The sequence below is a fragment of the Streptomyces sp. P3 genome, from assembly GCF_003032475.1.
In the GTDB taxonomy this organism is placed as follows: Bacteria; Actinomycetota; Actinomycetes; order Streptomycetales; family Streptomycetaceae; genus Streptomyces.
Genome location: NZ_CP028369.1, coordinates 2,068,192 through 2,085,287, shown reverse-complemented (window position 1 = coordinate 2,085,287; position 17,096 = coordinate 2,068,192). Strand labels below are relative to the sequence as shown.

Annotated in this window: 10 protein-coding genes and 1 pseudogene; 8 read left to right on the top strand and 3 right to left on the bottom strand. The window is 70.9% G+C overall.

From position 1 onward, the window contains the following. Positions 1-24: 24 nt before the first annotated feature. The 3 genes and pseudogenes from C6376_RS09280 to C6376_RS09270 all read left to right on the top strand — a co-directional run bounded on the left by C6376_RS09280 (position 25) and on the right by C6376_RS09270 (position 3,060). Positions 25-1,314 (top strand): DUF4241 domain-containing protein, encoded by a 1,290-nt coding sequence (locus C6376_RS09280; RefSeq protein WP_107442986.1) that lies wholly within the window; start codon positions 25-27, stop codon positions 1,312-1,314. 39 nt (positions 1,315-1,353) lie between these two features. Continuing rightward, positions 1,354-1,452: pseudogene (locus C6376_RS09275) on the top strand (thiamine biosynthesis protein ThiC); the annotation flags it as partial. A gap of 117 nt (positions 1,453-1,569) precedes the next feature. Next, on the top strand, positions 1,570-3,060 hold the full coding sequence (locus C6376_RS09270) for a VWA domain-containing protein (protein WP_107442985.1): 1,491 nt from the start codon (positions 1,570-1,572) through the stop codon (positions 3,058-3,060). A 388-nt stretch (positions 3,061-3,448) separates the two neighbouring features. Here C6376_RS09270 and C6376_RS09265 read toward each other — a convergent pair whose 3' ends face one another. Together C6376_RS09265 and C6376_RS09260 are read right to left on the bottom strand one after the other, a co-directional pair. Beyond that, on the bottom strand, positions 3,449-4,342 hold the full coding sequence (locus C6376_RS09265; protein WP_107442984.1) for a hypothetical protein: 894 nt from the start codon (positions 4,340-4,342) through the stop codon (positions 3,449-3,451). Between the two features lie 203 nt (positions 4,343-4,545). Continuing rightward, complete coding sequence (locus C6376_RS09260; protein ID WP_107442983.1) at positions 4,546-5,631, bottom strand: metallophosphoesterase; 1,086 nt, start codon at positions 5,629-5,631, stop codon at positions 4,546-4,548. An 812-nt stretch (positions 5,632-6,443) separates the two neighbouring features. Here C6376_RS09260 and C6376_RS09255 point away from each other — a divergent pair. Further along, positions 6,444-7,661, top strand: a complete 1,218-nt coding sequence (locus tag C6376_RS09255; protein WP_107442753.1) for an IS110 family transposase — start codon at positions 6,444-6,446, stop codon at positions 7,659-7,661. Between the two features lie 266 nt (positions 7,662-7,927). On the opposite strand, the gene C6376_RS09250 is transcribed toward C6376_RS09255, so the two are convergent. Continuing rightward, positions 7,928-9,040, bottom strand: coding sequence for a LacI family DNA-binding transcriptional regulator (locus C6376_RS09250; protein ID WP_107442982.1), 1,113 nt, complete (start codon positions 9,038-9,040; stop codon positions 7,928-7,930). A 448-nt stretch (positions 9,041-9,488) separates the two neighbouring features. Here C6376_RS09250 and hisC point away from each other — a divergent pair, with 448 nt between their 5' ends. The 4 genes from hisC (at position 9,489) to cydD (ending at position 16,932) form a co-directional block, all read left to right on the top strand. Next, entirely contained in the window at positions 9,489-10,568 is a 1,080-nt protein-coding gene (gene hisC / locus C6376_RS09245; protein WP_107442981.1) for a histidinol-phosphate transaminase, read from the top strand. Positions 10,569-10,738: 170 nt separating this feature from the next. Next, positions 10,739-12,247 (top strand): cytochrome ubiquinol oxidase subunit I, encoded by a 1,509-nt coding sequence (locus C6376_RS09240; protein ID WP_107442980.1) that lies wholly within the window; start codon positions 10,739-10,741, stop codon positions 12,245-12,247. A gap of 20 nt (positions 12,248-12,267) precedes the next feature. Continuing rightward, positions 12,268-13,272, top strand: a complete 1,005-nt coding sequence (gene cydB / locus C6376_RS09235; RefSeq protein WP_107442979.1) for a cytochrome d ubiquinol oxidase subunit II — start codon at positions 12,268-12,270, stop codon at positions 13,270-13,272. A 60-nt stretch (positions 13,273-13,332) separates the two neighbouring features. Then, positions 13,333-16,932, top strand: a complete 3,600-nt coding sequence (gene cydD, locus C6376_RS09230) for a thiol reductant ABC exporter subunit CydD (protein WP_107442978.1) — start codon at positions 13,333-13,335, stop codon at positions 16,930-16,932. Positions 16,933-17,096 lie beyond the last annotated feature (164 nt).

Genomic DNA, 17,096 nt, shown 5'->3' with positions numbered 1-17,096 from the left:
CGTGATCGGTGCAGCTCGGGAGGCATGGTGCGGGATGCTGGGCAGACGGTGAAGGTGTCTTTCGCCGAGGGGTGGGACCTGGTCTCCCGGACGGTGCTCCACCCGCTCTCGCCTGCTGCGGCCGAGGCACGGGACCGTGTGGGAAAGCCCTATGTGATGGTGCACTGGCGGGAGGGCCAAACCTCACCAGTCGAAGTGCACCTGGTGGCCTGGGGTGATTCCCACGTGGGCGCATGGGCGTACGACGATCGGGGACGGCGAATCAGGGAGGCGGACTGGCGCCTGCTCGAACCCGGGCGCCTGTTCCTGCGCCACCTCGGGGGATGGCGCTATGACACCGAGGAGCAGACCGAGTTCGCCCTCGAAGCCGGGCGCACCTACGTGGACCTCTTTCCGGGCGGCAAAGGGCGCAGGGTGAGCGAACCGAAGGGGGCGCGGGGACCGTCACGCCACATGCCCGCGGACATTCCCGAAGAGAACCGATGGCATGCCAGATCAGGGTTCGGCGTATGCGGTGTCAGGCAGCTGCTCCTGTCACAAACGTTGCCGCCAGGGGAGCAGCTGGACTTCGTGGACGCCACTCAGAGCGAGACCGAGGCATGGTGCGCAGACCGCTTCGCCGATGGCCGGCCTTCTCCCTGGGTGCCTCCGCGTCCGGCCCGACCAGCCCATCTCGAGGAGTTGTTCGAGTCAGGCACACGCATAGTGACGAGCTTCGAGCCGGAGATGACGGTCACCCCAATACGGAACATCGCGGCTCTGCGTGTGCCCAGCGGCAGGCTGGCCGTCGCGGACCCCCTCACCAAGGGCCACGGCGCTGGTCGTGAGCTGTCCGAGCGGATCCCTCCGGGCGAGTACCTCATTCAGGCTGCCGTGGTGGCCTATGAGAGCCAGTACGAGGACGAGCGCTTCCCCGTGGAGGAGGAAGTCGCTGTCCGTCTGCTGCTCGGGGAAGAACCGGTGTTGTCGTGGGAGCTGGCGCTCACCGAGAAGGACGACGTCAGGCTGTTGCGCGAGGATGAGTTCTTCGGCTTCGACACGGACGGCGCTGCGGGGTCCTTCGCCGATGCCTCGGGGTGGGAAGTGCTCGCGGACAAGTACCGACGCCATCTCGTGGAGCAGGAGGACGATGCAGGAGAGAGCATCAGCGACGGGTACATCCGCACCACGGACGAGGCGACCGGCAGTGACCTCGTCTCCTTCTGCACCGGCGGGGACGGCACGTATCCCGTGTGGCTGGGACGTGCGAACACAGGAAAGCCGGTGTGCGTCGTGGTCCTGACCGGCTATCTGCCCGACCTGCGGTTGCTCTGAGTGGATCGGGCCGCGACGAACCTGCGCGGCCTGCCACCTCACGGAGGCAGCAGGACGGAGATCGAGGAGGGCATGGCCCAGAAGTCCAAGGAGTTCGCGGAGGGTGGGAACCGGGTGTATCTGCCCCTGGCCACCTGACGGCGGTGGCCGACAGACGACCCGTGCCGTCCTGAGGCTCGGGTTCGGTTCAGGGAAGTTCCCGGTCGGGGAGGCTCACCCGGCCGGGGACCGGGGCCGTGGTGCTTCACTGTGCTCATGACTGCGCGATCCATGAGCAAGGGCGCGAACCTGGCCGTCGACTCGCACGCCGTTCGTGTGGAACTCAGCTGGTCCGAGAGGGCCACGGGGCCGGACGTGGACGCCTCGGCGCTGTTGCTGACCGCCGACGGACGGGTGCGGGGCGACGGTGACTTCGTCTTCTACAACCAGCCCCGCCACGCATCCGGCGCTGTGCGGCACCTCGGGAAGCAGCGCGACGGCGGCTTCACGACCGACACGGTGGAGGTGGACTTCGATGCGCTGGAGGGCGTCATCACGCGGGTGGTGCTGTGTGCGTCGGCCGACGGCGGCGTCTTCGGGCAGGTCACCGGTCTGACACTGCGGGTGCTGGACCCGGACGGGCGATCCGAACTGGCTCGCTTCGAGATGCAGGCCGACACCGAGACGGCGTTCATCGGCGGTGAGCTGTACCGGCGTGAGGGCCGCTGGAAGTTCCGGGCGGTCGGGCAGGGGTACGCGTCCGGGCTCGCGGGGCTGGCCACCGACTTCGGGATCACGGTGGACGAGGAGTCTGAGGAGGCGCCCGCTCAGTCGAGCGCGCCGCCTCGGGTTCGCCCCGACGCGCAGCGGGTCGCCGGCCCGGACGCGTCGCGGGTCGGCAGCCCGGGCGTGCCTCCGACTGTCCCGCCGGTCTCGAGGACACCCGTTCGCGCGGGTCTGCCGGATACGGGCGCGGGGGTCACCGGGCCCTCGGGCCCCCGTCTGACCATGGGGGAGGAGCGGCTTCCCGTGGACATGCGCAAGCGCCTGTCGCTGCGCAAGGAGCAGGTCGCCGTCAGCCTGAGCAAGCGGGGGGCGGCCGGGATCAGCGCCCGGGTCGTGCTCGTCCTCGACGCCTCCGGTTCCATGGCGTTCCTGTACTCCCGAGGGGTGGTGGCGGACGTCGTGGAGCGGATGGCGGCGGTGGTGGCGCAACTCGACGACGACGGCGAGATGCAGGCCTGGACGTTCGCCAGCGAAGCCGCACGCCTCCCCGACCTGAGCCTGGGGGAACTGCCCGAGTGGCTGCGGCTGCATGTGCGCGGAGGGGAGATGAGCCTGTTCCGGCGCGGCAAGAAGCCCCGCAAGGGGATGGAGCCCGGGCAGGTCGACATGCGCTCGGTCGGCATCCAGAACGAGGAGCAGAAGGCGATCGCGCAGGTCAGGTCCTACGTTCGGGAGAATCCGGCGCCGGTTCCGACGCTGGTGCTGTTCTTCTCCGACGGAGGGGTCTACCGGGACGCGGCTATCGAGCGGGAGTTGCGGGCCGCGGTCGAGGAGCCGATCTTCTGGCAGTTCGTGGGACTCGGGCGGTCCAACTACGGCGTCCTGGAGCGGTTCGACACGCTGCCCGGGCGTCGGGTGGACAACGTGGGCTTCTTCGCCGTCGACGACATCGCCGACGTCCCGGACCAGGAGCTGTACGACCGGCTTCTCTCCGAGTTCCCCAGCTGGATCACGGCCGCGGGGCAGGCCGGCATCCTCTGACCGCTTTTCCGGCCGTTCGACGCGCCCCGACCTCTCACCGCCGTCCGCCGCCCGGGGCCGGGCAGGCGACAGCCGAGCCTCGGCCCGGGCCGCGGTATCAGAACCTCGGCACCCTGCCTCACCCCACCCGGGCGTCGGCGCCCTGGCCTCACCCCACCCGGGCGTCGGCGCCCTGGCCTCACCCCATCCCGGCGTCGGCTCCATGGCACACCCGGCCCCCGGGTACTGCCTGAGCCGGCGTCAGCGCGGCCGGCGTGGTCCGGCTCCGCCGGCCACCCGGGCGTCGCCGCGTCCGCGGCCTGCGCTCCCGGCGCGGGGCAGCGGACTTCCCGGCACGGCGGCCGGGTTCGCCGGGGGCGCAAACCGGACGCCCGGATGCCCGGACGCCCTATTCCGGCTGGTGGTCCGGTCCGCCGAAGTCCGGGCTGGAGTAGTCCGGGCTGCTGAAACTGGGCCGTGAGCCGGCCGAGCGGCCGTCATCGGGGCTGCTGAAGCCCGGGCGGTCGTAGCCGATCTTCGGGAGGCGGCTGACGGGCGCGGGCCGAACCGGGTCGCTGTGCACGGGGGCCACCGCTCCGGGAGCGGTGAGGGCCTCCCGGAGGAACGGCAGGATGCCGCGCTCCAGCAGGGCTTCCCGCCAGGCTTCCCTGGCCTGGTCCACCTCTTCGCTCAGTTCGCCGTACGGTCCGGCTTCCAGGGAGGGCCGGTTGCGCAGAGCCGTGATCAGCAACGCGACGGTGGCGACGAGGATCGCGGCCGCGGCCACGGCCCCGAAGGCCCAGCCTGCCGTGAGCATCGTCCGGGCGAACGCCTGTTGGGGGTCGAGCACTCTGAGGATGTAGCCGACGAGGAGGAATATCCCCGCGGCGGTCCCGGCGAGGACGGGGGTGAGGACGGCGGCGACCGCGCCGGCCCCGGCGGCTTCGGCGGCCTGGGCCGCCTCCCCCATGCTGGTGGCGATGCCCATGGCGGTCGCGCCCGGCTCCGCGGGGCCGGTCCCGGCGGTGGCCGAGGGACCCGACGTCATCGTCGGGTCCGTCGGCGCGGGATGGCGCAGTTCCTCGCGGATCTTCACGTAGTGCTGGTACTCGGCCGCCGCGGCCACCGTGATGAGCGCGGAGGCGTTGAGGGCCATGGTGCGCAGTTGTTCGGGGTTGAGCCGCTGTCCGACAGCAGCCAGTTCCGGGTGGTGTGGGGCGGAGCGCAGCGCCTCGTCGAGGATCCGCTCGTACTCCTGGCGGTCCTCGCTGTGCAGGTGCTGCGGAACGCTGTTCATGTGCATCCCCCGATGCTCCGTAGGGCTTGGGGCTCGCATGCCAACGAGCCGTCGGGCAGAAACGGAGGGGAGCCTGCTACGGATGAACCGATGGTAGAGCGGCGACGGCATGGCGTGACAGGGGGTTCGCCGAAATTGGCCCCTGGCCTGCGACGCCGTCGACGGGTCGACAGCGGTACGGGTGACGCACCGCGAGCGGTCGGTAACGCTCAGATACTCAGGGGCAATTGCTGCACCAGGAGTTTCCCGGCCATCGTCACGCCGCCGTCCATCGCGATGGCCAGCCCGTCGGCGTAGACGTGCGGTCCCTCGACATGCGGCCCGCTGTTGTCCTCGCCCTCCTCGGAGCCGACTTCGCCGAGCAGGTAGGGAATCGGGCTGTGGCCGTGAACGATGCGGGTGCCGCCGTACGTATCGAGGAGGGAGCGCACGGCGTCGGCGCCGCCCTCGTCGCGGAAGGAGAAACGCTTCGTGAACTTGCGGAACAGATCCCACACCTCGTCCGCGTCGTTACGCGTGATCGTTTCGCGGACGGTGTCGTTGACCGCCTCGATCGAGTCGCCGTAGTCGAGGTAGGCGGTGGTGTCGGAGTGGACGAGCAGATGGCCGTCGACCTCCTCCATGGCGTCCAGACGGGACATCCACTGCAGGTGGTGGTCCTGGAGCCGGTCCATGTCGTGCTTCTGGCCGCCGTTGAGCAGCCAGGCCGCCTGGAAGGTGGCGGTACCCGCGCCGGAGTTGACCGGGGTGTCGCCGAAGCGCTTGGCACCGAGCAGCAGCAGTTCGTGGTTGCCCATGAGGGCCTTGCAGTATCCGCCGGCTGCGGCGGCTTCCGCGGACAACCGCATGACGAGGTCGATGACGCCGATGCCGTCCGGACCGCGGTCGGTGAAGTCGCCGAGGAACCAGAGGCGGGCCGTGCCCGCGCACCAGTTGCCGGCCGCGTCGACCAGACCCTTCTCCCGCAGGGCGGCCACCAGGTCGTCGAGGTAGCCGTGCACGTCGCCGACGACGAACAGCGGACCCGGACCGGTCGCGGTCACCGGCGCCTGGACGGCCGCCGGGTCCACGGTCACCTGGAGCGTGTCGCCGCGACGGTTGATGACGGGCAGGTCGCGCTGGGTCGGCGTGTAGCCCTCCGGGTGCTCGAGCGGCTCCTCGAGGGGCGGCGCGGCGTTCCCGGGATGGATGTCGTGGTCGTACGGACCGGTCTCGTGGACGTACGCGGGCACCCGGAAGTCACGCAACGTCGCCGTCCGCTCCACCTCGGGTCCCTGACCGGCCCCCTGAGTCATCAGACCCCTCCACCATCGCGCCGCATCTGCACCCTTCGGGCTGCCTGGTCGCAGCGGCCCGCGGTGCCGTGCGCCCATCATAGGAATGCGGATCGCGCCGTGTGATGACCCAGGGGTGGGGAATCGAGGCGGGGCTCCGGTTCGTCGCGGCTTTCGCCCCGATTGGCCCGGGCTTCGGCAGTCCCCGCCCATCCCCCGCACACCGTGTCCGCACCACCGCACCACCGGTGGGATCCCGCCGGTCGGCCGGGTGGGCGCGGGGCCGGGGACCGGTGGGGGCGTTGCGTCGGCTGGGGTGCATGTGACTTCGGTGACTGCTGAGGATGGGTGACCACCACGGACGAACGGGAAGCGCGGAGCAACCGCCGAGTTCTGCCGCGACGGCCGGCCGGGACCATGGCCCGTGCCTGACGGACCGTCGGAACTCCGGCCGGCCGAGCCGTTGCCCGCCCGCCGGAAAACGCCCATACGTGCTGCTCGCTCACGGGCGTTGACGCCGCGCGGTCCACCCCGGACCGAGTCCCGTGCTCCTGGTACCGCACCTCCCGCCCCCGTTATGTTCTTCGCGGTCCTGCAAGAGGGCCGCTGGCCTCCGGGCCCGGCATGACTGTGTCCCCCTGTCGAACGGATGACCTGGGGGGTGGTGTCACCGGGCTCGGGAGGTGCCGTCGGAGACGCTGATGAGAGGTCCGGCCACCGCCCGGTCCGGCGCAATGCCGGACAGCTCGCGGGCGGCAGGTCTGCATAACGTGGATGCGCGCGCACGACACCACTGCCGAGGCCGGCACGCTCAACACCCTGGAAAGGGCGCGATGTTCGACACCGAAGACGTGGGCGTGTTCCTCGGCCTGGACGTCGGAAAGAGTGCTCACCACGGCCACGGGCTCACCCCGGCCGGGAAGAAGGTCCTCGACAAGCAGCTGCCCAACAGCGAGCCGAAACTGCGGGCCGTCTTCGACAAACTCAAGGCCAAGTTCGGCACCGTCCTGGTGATCGTGGACCAGCCCGCCTCCATCGGCGCCCTCCCGCTCACGGTCGCCCGGGACACCGGCTGCAAGGTCGCCTACCTGCCCGGACTCGCGATGCGGCGGATCGCCGACCTGTATCCGGGCGAGGCCAAGACCGACGCGAAGGACGCAGCCGTGATCGCGGACGCCGCCCGCACCATGCCGCACACCCTGCGCTCGCTGGAGCTCACCGACGAGATCACCGCCGAACTCACGGTTCTCGTCGGCTTCGACCAGGACCTCGCGGCCGAGGCCACCCGCACCTCCAACCGCATACGCGGCCTGCTCACCCAGTTCCACCCGTCGCTGGAGCGCGTCCTGGGCCCCCGCCTCGACCACCAGGCCGTCACCTGGCTGCTGGAGCGCTACGGCTCCCCGGCCGCACTGCGCAAAGCCGGCCGCCGCAGGCTCGTCGAGCTCATCCGGCCCAAGGCCCCACGCATGGCCCAGCGGCTGATCGACGATGTCTTCGAAGCGTTGGACGAGCAGACCGTCGTGGTCCCGGGCACCGGCACCCTCGACATCGTCGTGCCCTCCCTGGCCCGCTCGCTCGCCGCTGTCCACGAACAGCGCCGGGCCCTGGAAGCCCAGATCAACGCCCTGCTGGAGGCCCACCCTCTTTCCCCGGTCCTGACGTCGATGCCCGGCGTCGGCGTCAGGACCGCCGCCGTCCTGCTGGTCACCGTCGGCGACGGCACCAGCTTCCCCACCGCCGCCCACCTCGCCTCCTACGCCGGCCTCGCCCCGACAACGAAGTCGTCCGGCACCTCGATCCACGGCGAACACGCACCCCGAGGCGGCAACCGCCAGCTCAAACGCGCCATGTTCCTGTCCGCCTTCGCCTGCATGAACGCCGACCCCGCCTCCCGCACCTACTACGACAAGCAACGCAACCGCGGCAAGACCCACACCCAGGCCCTCCTCCGCCTCGCCCGCCAACGCATCAGCGTCCTGTTCGCCATGCTCCGCGACGGCACCTTCTACGAATCCCGCACACCCGCGGACGTCGAGCTCGCCGCATGACCCCAGCAAGACCGAATCACCCCAAAACCGACAGGGGCGCCTTGACGAAGGACATAGAGGCACCCCCCCACACACACCCGCGCCTCCGGGTCCCCGTGGCCCCGTACCCCCGTTCCCTGAATTCCTGACCGCCGCACTGCCCTTGCCCCTCCGGGGCCCCGCCGTGGAGTTCTGCCCGGACCCGCCGACGGCTCCCGGCGGGTTCGCCGGCTTCCCCCGGCGGGTTCACCCTCCTGGCGAGCTCACCCCTCGACGGGTCGTGCCGCTCACCCCTTCTCCGGTGCCCGGGGCGGGCTGACCGTCGTGCGGGGCGGGCGGCGCTGGGACGACGTTCGCACCATCAGCTCGGTCGGTATCACCTGCTCGACCGTCCGTTCCGACTCCACGCCCTCGATCGCGTCGATGAGGAGCTGCACCGCCGCCGTCCCGATGCGGCGCGGCTGGAGCGAGAGGGTGGTCACGGGCGGCTCGGTGTTGGCGTACACCATGGACTCGCTGCAGCAGACGATCAGCAGCTCCTCCGGGACGCGCAGTCCGTAGCGGCGGGCGGCCGCGAGGAGGTCGGTGCCGTTGGGGTCGAACAGGCCGTAGACGGCGTCGGGACGGTCCGGGCGGGCCAGCAGCCGGTCGGCGGCCACGGCGCCCGCGCACGGGTCGTGTGCGGGGTAGGCCTCGTAGACGGGGTCCTGGCCCACCCGCTCGCACCACTGCAGGTAAGCGCTGGTCGACAGGTGCGTGTAGGTGTCGGTCGTGGTGCCGGTGAGCAGGCCGATGCGGCGGGCGCCGGCGTCGGCCAGATGGTCGAGGATGTCGAGGACGGCCGCCTCGTGGTCGTTGTCCACCCACGCGGTGACCGGGAGCGTGCCGGCCGGGCGGCCGTCGGAGACGACCGGTAAACCCTGCCGGACCAGCTCGCTGACCACCGGATCCTGGTCGGAGGGGTCGATGACGACCGTGCCGTCCAGGGCGACGTTCGACCACACGTCGTGGCGCGAGGTCGCGGGGAGGATGACGAGCGCGTAGCCGCGGGCCAGCGCGGCCGACGTGGCGGCCCGCGCCATCTCCGCGAAGTACGCGAACTCGGTGAAGGTGAAAGGTTCATCCCCGTACGTGGTCACGGTCAGGCCGATGAGGCCCGACTTGCCGGTTCGGAGGGTTCGGGCTGCCGCGGAGGGGCGGTAGCCCAGTCGGTCGGCGACCTCGCGGACATGGCGTCGGGTGGCGTCGGGGAGCCTGCCCTTGCCGTTGAGGGCGTCCGAGACGGTCGTGATGGACACTCCGGCGGCGGCGGCCACGTCCCTGATGCCCGCCCGGCCCGGCCGGCTGCCTCGGCGTGAGGTTTCCGCGCGGCTCACCTGGTGCTTCCCTGCTGCTGTCATGGCGAGCCGATAGTAGGGCTCATTCGGTGGGGTAGGGCGGACGCATATGCACGCATTGACAGGCACGTTTCTGCAAGGCCGTAGGGGGTCAAGTGCACTAGAAACAAAGTCAGTTGGTGGTTTCAACCCCAGGACGTGACGTGTCGGCACGGATGAGCCTGCCAACGTCCCGATGTTTCGAAGAGGTCTCAACTCACCTGCACGAGGGATGCGCGCCACGGCGCGAGCCACCGGCGCGTAGATATATGTACGGCGCGCCCCCGGGGTGCCCACCCCTTCGTCCGTCTTCGTCCTCAGAAGTCGCGGAGGTCCTCGCGTCCCGAGACGAACGGCCGGGCCGCTCCCTCCCGCTCGTCCTCCGTCACCGGCTCCCCACCTGTTCGCACCGGGCCCGAATCCTCATAAGGTGAGCAGTATTGAAGCCGGTGGTGTCACGAGGAGGACTGCGGTGAGCGAGACGAGCCCCAAGCTGCGCGCCGAGCTGGAGGGTATCCCCACCTACAAGCCGGGCAGGCCGGCTGCGGCGGGCGGTCCCGTGGCCTACAAGCTGTCCTCCAACGAGAACCCCTATCCGCCGCTGCCCGGGGTGATGGAGAGCGTGACGGCCGCGGCCGCCGCCTTCAACCGTTACCCGGACCTGGCCTGCACGGCGCTGGTGAACGAGATCTCCGAGCGTTTCGGTGTCCCGGCCGCCCATCTGGCCACCGGCACCGGCTCGGTCGGCGTCGCCCAGCAGCTGGTCCAGGCGACCTCCGGCCCCGGCGACGAGGTGATCTACGCCTGGCGGTCCTTCGAGGCGTACCCGATCATCACGCGGATCAGCGGCGCGCGCGCCGTGCAGGTGCCGCTGACGCCGGGGGACGTCCACGACCTGGACGCCATGGCCGAAGCGATCACCGAGCGGACGCGGCTGATCTTCGTCTGCAACCCCAACAACCCCACGGGCACCGTCGTCAGGCGGGCCGAGCTCGAACGTTTCCTGGACCGGGTGCCGAGGGACGTGCTGGTCGTGCTCGACGAGGCCTACCGCGAGTTCATCCGCGACCCCGAGGTGCCGGACGGCGTCGAGCTGTACCGCGAGCGGCCCAACGTGTGCGTGCTGCGGACCTTCTCCAAGGCGTACGGTCTGGCCGGTCTGCGGGTGGGCTTCGCCATCGCCCACGAGCCGGTCGCGGAGGCACTGCGCAAGACGGCGGTGCCGTTCGGCGTCAGTCAGCTCGCGCAGGAGGCCGCGATCGCCTCGCTGCGCGCCGAGGACGCGCTGCTCGGCCGGGTCGGCTCCCTGGTGTGCGAGCGTCTGCGGGTGGTCGAGGCCCTGCGCGCGCAGGGCTGGACGGTGCCCGAGACGCAGGCCAACTTCGTGTGGCTGCGGCTCGGCGAGCAGACGGCGGCCTTCGCGGGGGCGTGCGAGCAGGCCGGCGTCGTGGTGCGGCCGTTCCCGGGTGAAGGAGTGCGGGTGACGATCGGCGAGACCGAGGCGAACGACATCTTCCTGAAGGCGGCAGAGGGCTTTCGCAAGGAGCTGTAGCGTCCGGTACGGGTGTTCCTTGCCGTTCGGCGTACGTCGTAGCTGGTCAGGTGGGGTGTAGGGGGTTCTCGCGACAGGGCGGGGACCCCCCTTCTCATGTCGAAAGCCCGTGCGGCATAATTACTTGTGAATGTGAACGCATTCACAAGCGTGGAGTAAGGAGCGGCGACGTGGACCTGGCTTTGGCGCCGGAGACCCTGGCGCGCTGGCAGTTCGGCATCACCACCGTCTACCACTTCCTCTTCGTCCCCCTGACGATCTCCCTGGCGGCCCTGACCGCCGGACTGCAGACCGCGTGGGTGCGCACGGAGAACGAGAAGTACCTCAGGGCGACGAAGTTCTGGGGCAAGCTCTTCTTGATCAACATCGCGATGGGCGTCGTCACCGGCATCGTGCAGGAGTTCCAGTTCGGCATGAACTGGTCCGACTACTCGCGCTTCGTCGGCGACGTCTTCGGCGCACCGCTCGCCTTCGAGGCCCTGATCGCCTTCTTCTTCGAGTCCACCTTCATCGGTCTGTGGATCTTCGGCTGGGACAAGCTGCCGAAGAAGATCCACCTGGCCTGCATCTGGATGGTCTCGATCGGCACGATCCTGTCGGCCTACTTCATCCTCGCGGCCAACTCGTGGATGCAGCACCCCGTGGGCTACCGGATCAACGAGAAGAAGGGCCGGGCCGAGCTGACCGACTTCTGGGCCGTGCTCACCCAGAACACCGCGCTCGCCCAGGTCTTCCACACCCTGGCCGCGGCCTTCCTCACCGGTGGCGCCTTCATGGTCGGCATCGCCGCCTTCCACCTGTACCGCAGGAAGCACATCCCGGTGATGAAGACCTCGCTACGGCTGGGCCTGGTCACCGTGGTCATCGCCGGTCTGCTCACGGCGGTCAGCGGCGACGTCCTCGGCAAGGTGATGTTCAAGCAGCAGCCGATGAAGATGGCGGCAGCCGAGGCACTGTGGGACGGTGAGGCACCCGCTCCCTTCTCCGTCTTCGCCTACGGCGACGTCGAGAAGGGCCACAACACGGTCGCCGTCGAGATCCCGGGCCTGCTGTCCTTCCTCGCGAACGACGACTTCAGCTCGTACGTCCCCGGCATCAACGACGTGAACAAGGCCGAACAGGAGAAGTTCGGGCCCGGCGACTACCGGCCCAACATCCCCGTCGCCTACTGGGGCTTCCGCTGGATGATCGGGTTCGGCATGGCCTCCTTCACCATCGGGCTGGCCGGACTCTGGCTCACCCGCCGCAAGTTCCTGCTGCCGCAGCACCTGAGGGTCGGCGAGGACGAGGTGCCGCACGTGGTGCTGTTCGGGAAGAAGGCGCTCGGCCCCAAGCTCACCAGGCTCTACTGGCTGGTGGCGATCTGGACCCTGGGCTTCCCGCTGATCGCCAACTCCTGGGGCTGGATCTTCACGGAGATGGGCCGCCAGCCCTGGGTCGTCTACGGCGTCCTGCAGACCCGGGACGCGGTCTCCCCCGGAGTCTCCCAGGGCGAGGTCCTCCTCTCGATGACCGTCTTCACCGCGCTGTACGCAGTCCTCGCCGTGGTCGAGGTCAAGCTGCTGGCCAAGTACGTGAAGGCCGGCCCGCCCGAGCTCACCCAGGCCGACCTCGACCCGCCCACGAAGATCGGCGGCGACGACCAGGACGCCGACAAGCCGATGGCCTTCTCCTACTAGGCCGAGGGAGCTGCACAGTCATGGAACTGCACGACGTATGGTTCGTCCTCATCGCCGTCCTGTGGACCGGCTACTTCTTCCTCGAGGGCTTCGACTTCGGGGTCGGGATCCTCACCAGGCTGCTCGCCCGCGACCGGCCCGAGCGGCGGGTGCTCATCAACACCATCGGGCCGGTCTGGGACGGCAACGAGGTGTGGCTGCTCACGGCGGGCGGCGCGACGTTCGCGGCCTTCCCCGAGTGGTACGCCACCCTCTTCTCCGGCTTCTACCTGCCCCTGCTGCTCATCCTGGTCTGCCTGATCGTGCGTGGTGTCGCCTTCGAGTACCGGGCGAAGCGGCCCGAGGAGAACTGGCAGCGCAACTGGGAGACCGCGATCTTCTGGACCTCGCTCCTCCCGGCGTTCCTGTGGGGCGTCGCCTTCGGCAACATCGTGGGGGGCGTCAAGATCGACCGGAACTTCGAGTACGTGGGCGGCTTCTGGGATCTGCTCAACCCGTACGCGCTGCTCGGCGGACTGGTGACGCTTACGCTGTTCACCTTTCACGGGGCGGTGTTCACGGCCCTCAAGACGGTGGGCGACATCCGGGAGCGGGCCCGGAAGCTGGCGTCGAAGGTCGGCGTCGTGACCGCAGTCCTCGCGCTGGTCTTCCTGGCATGGACACAGGTCGACAGCGGTGACGCCAAGAGCCTGGTGGCCCTCGTCGTGGCGGTCGCCGCGCTGATCGCGGCCCTCGTGGCGAACCGGGCGGGGCGGGAGGGCTGGTCGTTCGCCCTCTCCGGCGTGACTATCGTGGCCGCCGTGGCGATGCTCTTCCTGTCGCTCTTCCCGAACGTCATGCCCTCCTCGCTCAACGAGAACTGGAGCCTGACGGTGACCAACGCCTCGTCGAGTCCGTACACCTTGAAGATCATGACCTGGTGTGCGGGGGTCGCCACCCCGCTTGTCCTGCTCTACCAGGGCTGGACGTACTGGGTGTTCCGCAAGCGGATCGGCACGCAGCACCTCGCCGAGCCGGTGCACTGAGCCCGAGGGCAGAGGGCGTGTTTCACGTGAAACACGCCCGTCGAGGAGAGGGTGTTTCACGTGAAACCGATCGACCCGCGTCTCCTGCGATACGCCCGGGCCACCCGCCTCTTCCTGGTGGCGGTCGTCGGCTTGGGCGCTGTCGGAGCGGCGCTGGTCATCGCGCAGGCCATGCTGATTGCCGAGGCGGTGGTCGGCGCCTTCCAGCACGGTATGACGGTCGCCGAACTGCGCACCCCGCTGGTGCTGTTGGTGGCGGTGGCGACAGGCCGTGCGCTGGTCGCCTGGCTCACCGAACTCGCCGCGCACCGCGCCAGCGCCGCCGTGAAGTCCGAGCTGCGGGGTCGGCTGCTGGAGCGGGCCACCGCCTTGGGGCCCGGCTGGCTCACCGGGCAGCGCACGGGTTCGTTGGTCGCCCTCGCCACGCGTGGCGTGGACGCTCTCGACGACTATTTCTCGCGCTACCTGCCGCAGTTGGGTCTGGCGGTGGTCGTGCCGGTCGCGGTGCTGGCGCGGATCGTGACCGAGGACTGGGTTTCCGCCGCGATCATCCTCGGGACGCTGCCGCTGATCCCGGTCTTCATGATGTTGATCGGCTGGGCCACGCAGTCACGGATGGACCGGCAGTGGCGACTGCTGTCCCGACTGTCGGGACATTTCCTGGACGTCGTCGCCGGTCTGCCCACGCTGAAGGTGTTCGGGCGGGCCAAGGCGCAGGCCGAGTCGATCCGCCGCATCACCGGTGAGTACCGGCAGGCGACCATGCGGACGCTGCGGATCGCCTTCATCTCGTCGTTCGCGCTGGAGTTGCTGTCGACGCTCTCCGTGGCCCTGGTCGCCGTGACGATCGGCATGCGGCTCGTGCACGGTGAGATGGACCTGTACGTCGGGCTGGTGATCCTCGTGCTCGCCCCCGAGGCGTATCTTCCGCTGCGGCAGGTCGGAGCGCAGTACCACGCGGCGGCCGAGGGCCTCGCGGCCGCCGAGGAGATCTTCGAGGTACTGGAGACGGCGGTGCCGCCGCGGGGCACGGCCGCGGTGACCGGAGCCGGCCTGGCCTTCGAGGAGGTGACCGTCCGTTACCCCGGGCGGACCGCCGACGCCGTCTCGCACGCGTCCTTCACCGTCCGGCCCGGTGAGACCGTCGCGCTCGTCGGTCCGAGCGGCGCGGGCAAGTCGACCCTGCTGAACACGCTGCTGGGCTTTGTGCGGCCGACCGAGGGCCGGGTGCTGGCCGGGGGAGTCGACCTGGCAGAGGCCGATCTGGAGCAGTGGCGGTCGCGGGTCGCCTGGGTGCCCCAGCGTCCGCACCTTTTCGCAGGGACGATCGCCGAGAATGTCCGGCTGGCGCGTCCCGATGCCGACGACACGGACGTGCAGCGGGCGCTGGCGGACGCGGGGGCGCTGGAGTTCGTCGACGCCCTGCCCGCCGGGGCCGGCACCGTGCTCGGTGAGGACGGCACCGGGCTTTCCGCCGGACAGCGGCAGCGGCTCGCGCTGGCCCGGGCGTTCCTCGCGGACCGTCCTGTGCTGTTGCTGGACGAGCCGACAGCGGCGCTCGACGGGGAGACCGAGGCGGAGGTCGTGGCGGCCGTGCGGCGGCTGGCCGCCGACCGGACGGTGCTGCTGGTCGTGCACCGGCCCGCGTTGCTCGCGGTGGCGGACCGCGTGGTGCGGCTGGAGCCGGCTGTGACCGGGACCGGCGGCGCCACAGCCGAGACCGAGGCCGGCCCTGGAGCCGGGCCGGACGCGGCAGCCGGGGAGGTGGCGCGCGGTCCCCTGGAGGCCGCCCCCGCGGACGATCACGTCTCTTCGGCGGAGACGGCGGTCGTGGCCGTCCCGGGTGCGTTCGGGACGCACCGCGGCGGGAACGGCGACGAGAGCGATGGCCCTGGCGGCGGCAGGCGCGGCGACGGCGTTCTCGCCCGGGTCCGTGCCATGGCCGGGGCGAGGCGCGGGCGGCTCACCCTCGCGCTGCTGCTGGGCAGCCTGGCTCTCGGCAGCGCGGTGGGCCTCATGGCCACCTCCGGCTGGCTCATCTCTCGGGCTTCGCAGCAACCGCCCGTGCTGTACCTGATGGTGGCCGTGACGGCGACCCGCGCCTTCGGTATCGGACGGGCAATCTTCCGGTACGCCGAGCGGCTCGTGTCGCACGACGCCGTGCTGCGGATGCTGGCCGACACCCGCGTCGCCGTCTACCGGCGGCTGGAGCGGCTGGCGCCCGCCGGGCTGCGCACGACGCGCCGCGGCGATCTGCTGTCGCGACTCGTCGCCGACGTGGACGCCCTGCAGGACTACTGGCTGCGCTGGCTGCTGCCCGTCGGCGCCGCCGTCGTCGTCTCGACGGGGTCCGTCGCCTTCACGGCGTGGCTGCTGCCCGAGGCCGGGGGCGTCCTCGCCGCCGGGCTGCTGGCGGCCGGGGTGGGGGTCCCGCTGATCACGGGTGCGGTGGCGCGCCGGGCGGAGCGTCGGCTGGCCCCCGCCCGCGGCGCGCTCGCCGCCCGCACGGCCGACCTACTCACGGGCACGGCCGAGCTGACCGTGGCGGGCGCCCTGCCCTCCCGTACCGCCGGGGTGCGCGAGGCGGACTCCGTGCTCACCCGGATCGCCTCACGCACCGCGACCGCCACCGCGCTCGGCGACGGACTGACCGCGCTGGTGTCCGGGCTGACCGTGACCGCCGCGGCACTCGTGGGGGCCCGGGCGGTCGCGGACGGGCGGCTGACCGGCGTGATCATGGCGGTGGTGGTCCTGACCCCGCTGGCCGCCTTCGAGGCCGTGCTCGCACTGCCCGCGGCCGTGCGGTACCGCCAGCGGGTGCGCCGGAGCGCGGAGCGGGTGTTCGAGGTGCTGGACTCCCCAGAACCGGTGCGCGAACCCGAGCGGCCCGGCACGGCCCCGACGTCGCCGTTCCCGCTCGTGGTCCAGGGGCTGGCGGCCCGCCACGCCGGGCAGGACCGCGACGCGCTCACCGGCGTCGACCTCACGCTGACACGGGGGCGCAGGATCGCCGTCGTGGGCGTCTCCGGATCCGGCAAGACCACGCTCGCGCAGGTGCTGTTGCGGTTCCTGGACCCGGGCGCCGGCTCGTACACGCTGGCCGGGGTGGACGCGCGCTCACTGGACGGTGACGACGTGCGCCGGTTCGTCGGACTGTGCGCCCAGGACGCGCACCTCTTCGACAGCTCGGTCCGCGAGAACCTGCTGCTGGCGCGGAAGGAGGCGAGCGAGGCAGAGCTGAGGGACGCGCTGGCGCGGGCCCGGCTGCTGGAGTGGGCCGACGGTCTGCCCGACGGGCTCGACACCCTGGTGGGCGAGCACGGGGCCCGGCTGTCCGGAGGACAACGGCAGCGTCTGGCGCTGGCCCGGGCACTGCTCGCCGACTTCCCCGTCCTGTTGCTCGACGAGCCCGCCGAGCATCTGGACCTGCCGACCGCGGACGCGCTCACCCACGACCTGCTGGCGGCCACCGAGGGCCGCACGACCCTGATCGTCACCCATCGGCTGGCCGGCCTCGATGCGGTGGACGAGGTGGTCGTCCTGGACGGGGGCCGGGTGGTGCAGCGCGGGCGGTACGCGGAGCTGACTGCCGTGGACGGCCCGCTGCGCCGTATGACCGAGCGGGAGGAAGCCGCGGAACTCCTGGCCGCGGCACGGTGAGCGGACGTCCCTGGCCGGGCGGCCCGGCGGACAGCCGCCGTCGGCACCGGCATACCGCACGGCGATCGGCCATGGCCGTCGGGACGACGATCGGCACGCCGTCGGGACAGCCGTCAGGACGGCCGGCCGCGGCGCACGGGGCTGCCCGGGAGGGGAGCCGTGCC

Excerpts from the sequence above, each read along its gene's own strand:
- C6376_RS09260 (WP_107442983.1), bottom strand. The coding sequence starts at position 5,631 with ATGACTCAGGGGGCCGGTCAGGGACCCGAGGTGGAGCGGACGGCGACG.
- C6376_RS09280 (WP_107442986.1), top strand. The coding sequence starts at position 25 with ATGGTGCGGGATGCTGGGCAGACGGTGAAGGTGTCTTTCGCCGAGGGG.
- cydB (WP_107442979.1), top strand. The coding sequence starts at position 12,268 with ATGGAACTGCACGACGTATGGTTCGTCCTCATCGCCGTCCTGTGGACC.
- C6376_RS09265 (WP_107442984.1), bottom strand. The coding sequence starts at position 4,342 with ATGCACATGAACAGCGTTCCGCAGCACCTGCACAGCGAGGACCGCCAG.
- C6376_RS09270 (WP_107442985.1), top strand. The coding sequence starts at position 1,570 with ATGACTGCGCGATCCATGAGCAAGGGCGCGAACCTGGCCGTCGACTCG.
- C6376_RS09250 (WP_107442982.1), bottom strand. The coding sequence starts at position 9,040 with ATGACAGCAGCAGGGAAGCACCAGGTGAGCCGCGCGGAAACCTCACGC.
- C6376_RS09255 (WP_107442753.1), top strand. The coding sequence starts at position 6,444 with ATGTTCGACACCGAAGACGTGGGCGTGTTCCTCGGCCTGGACGTCGGA.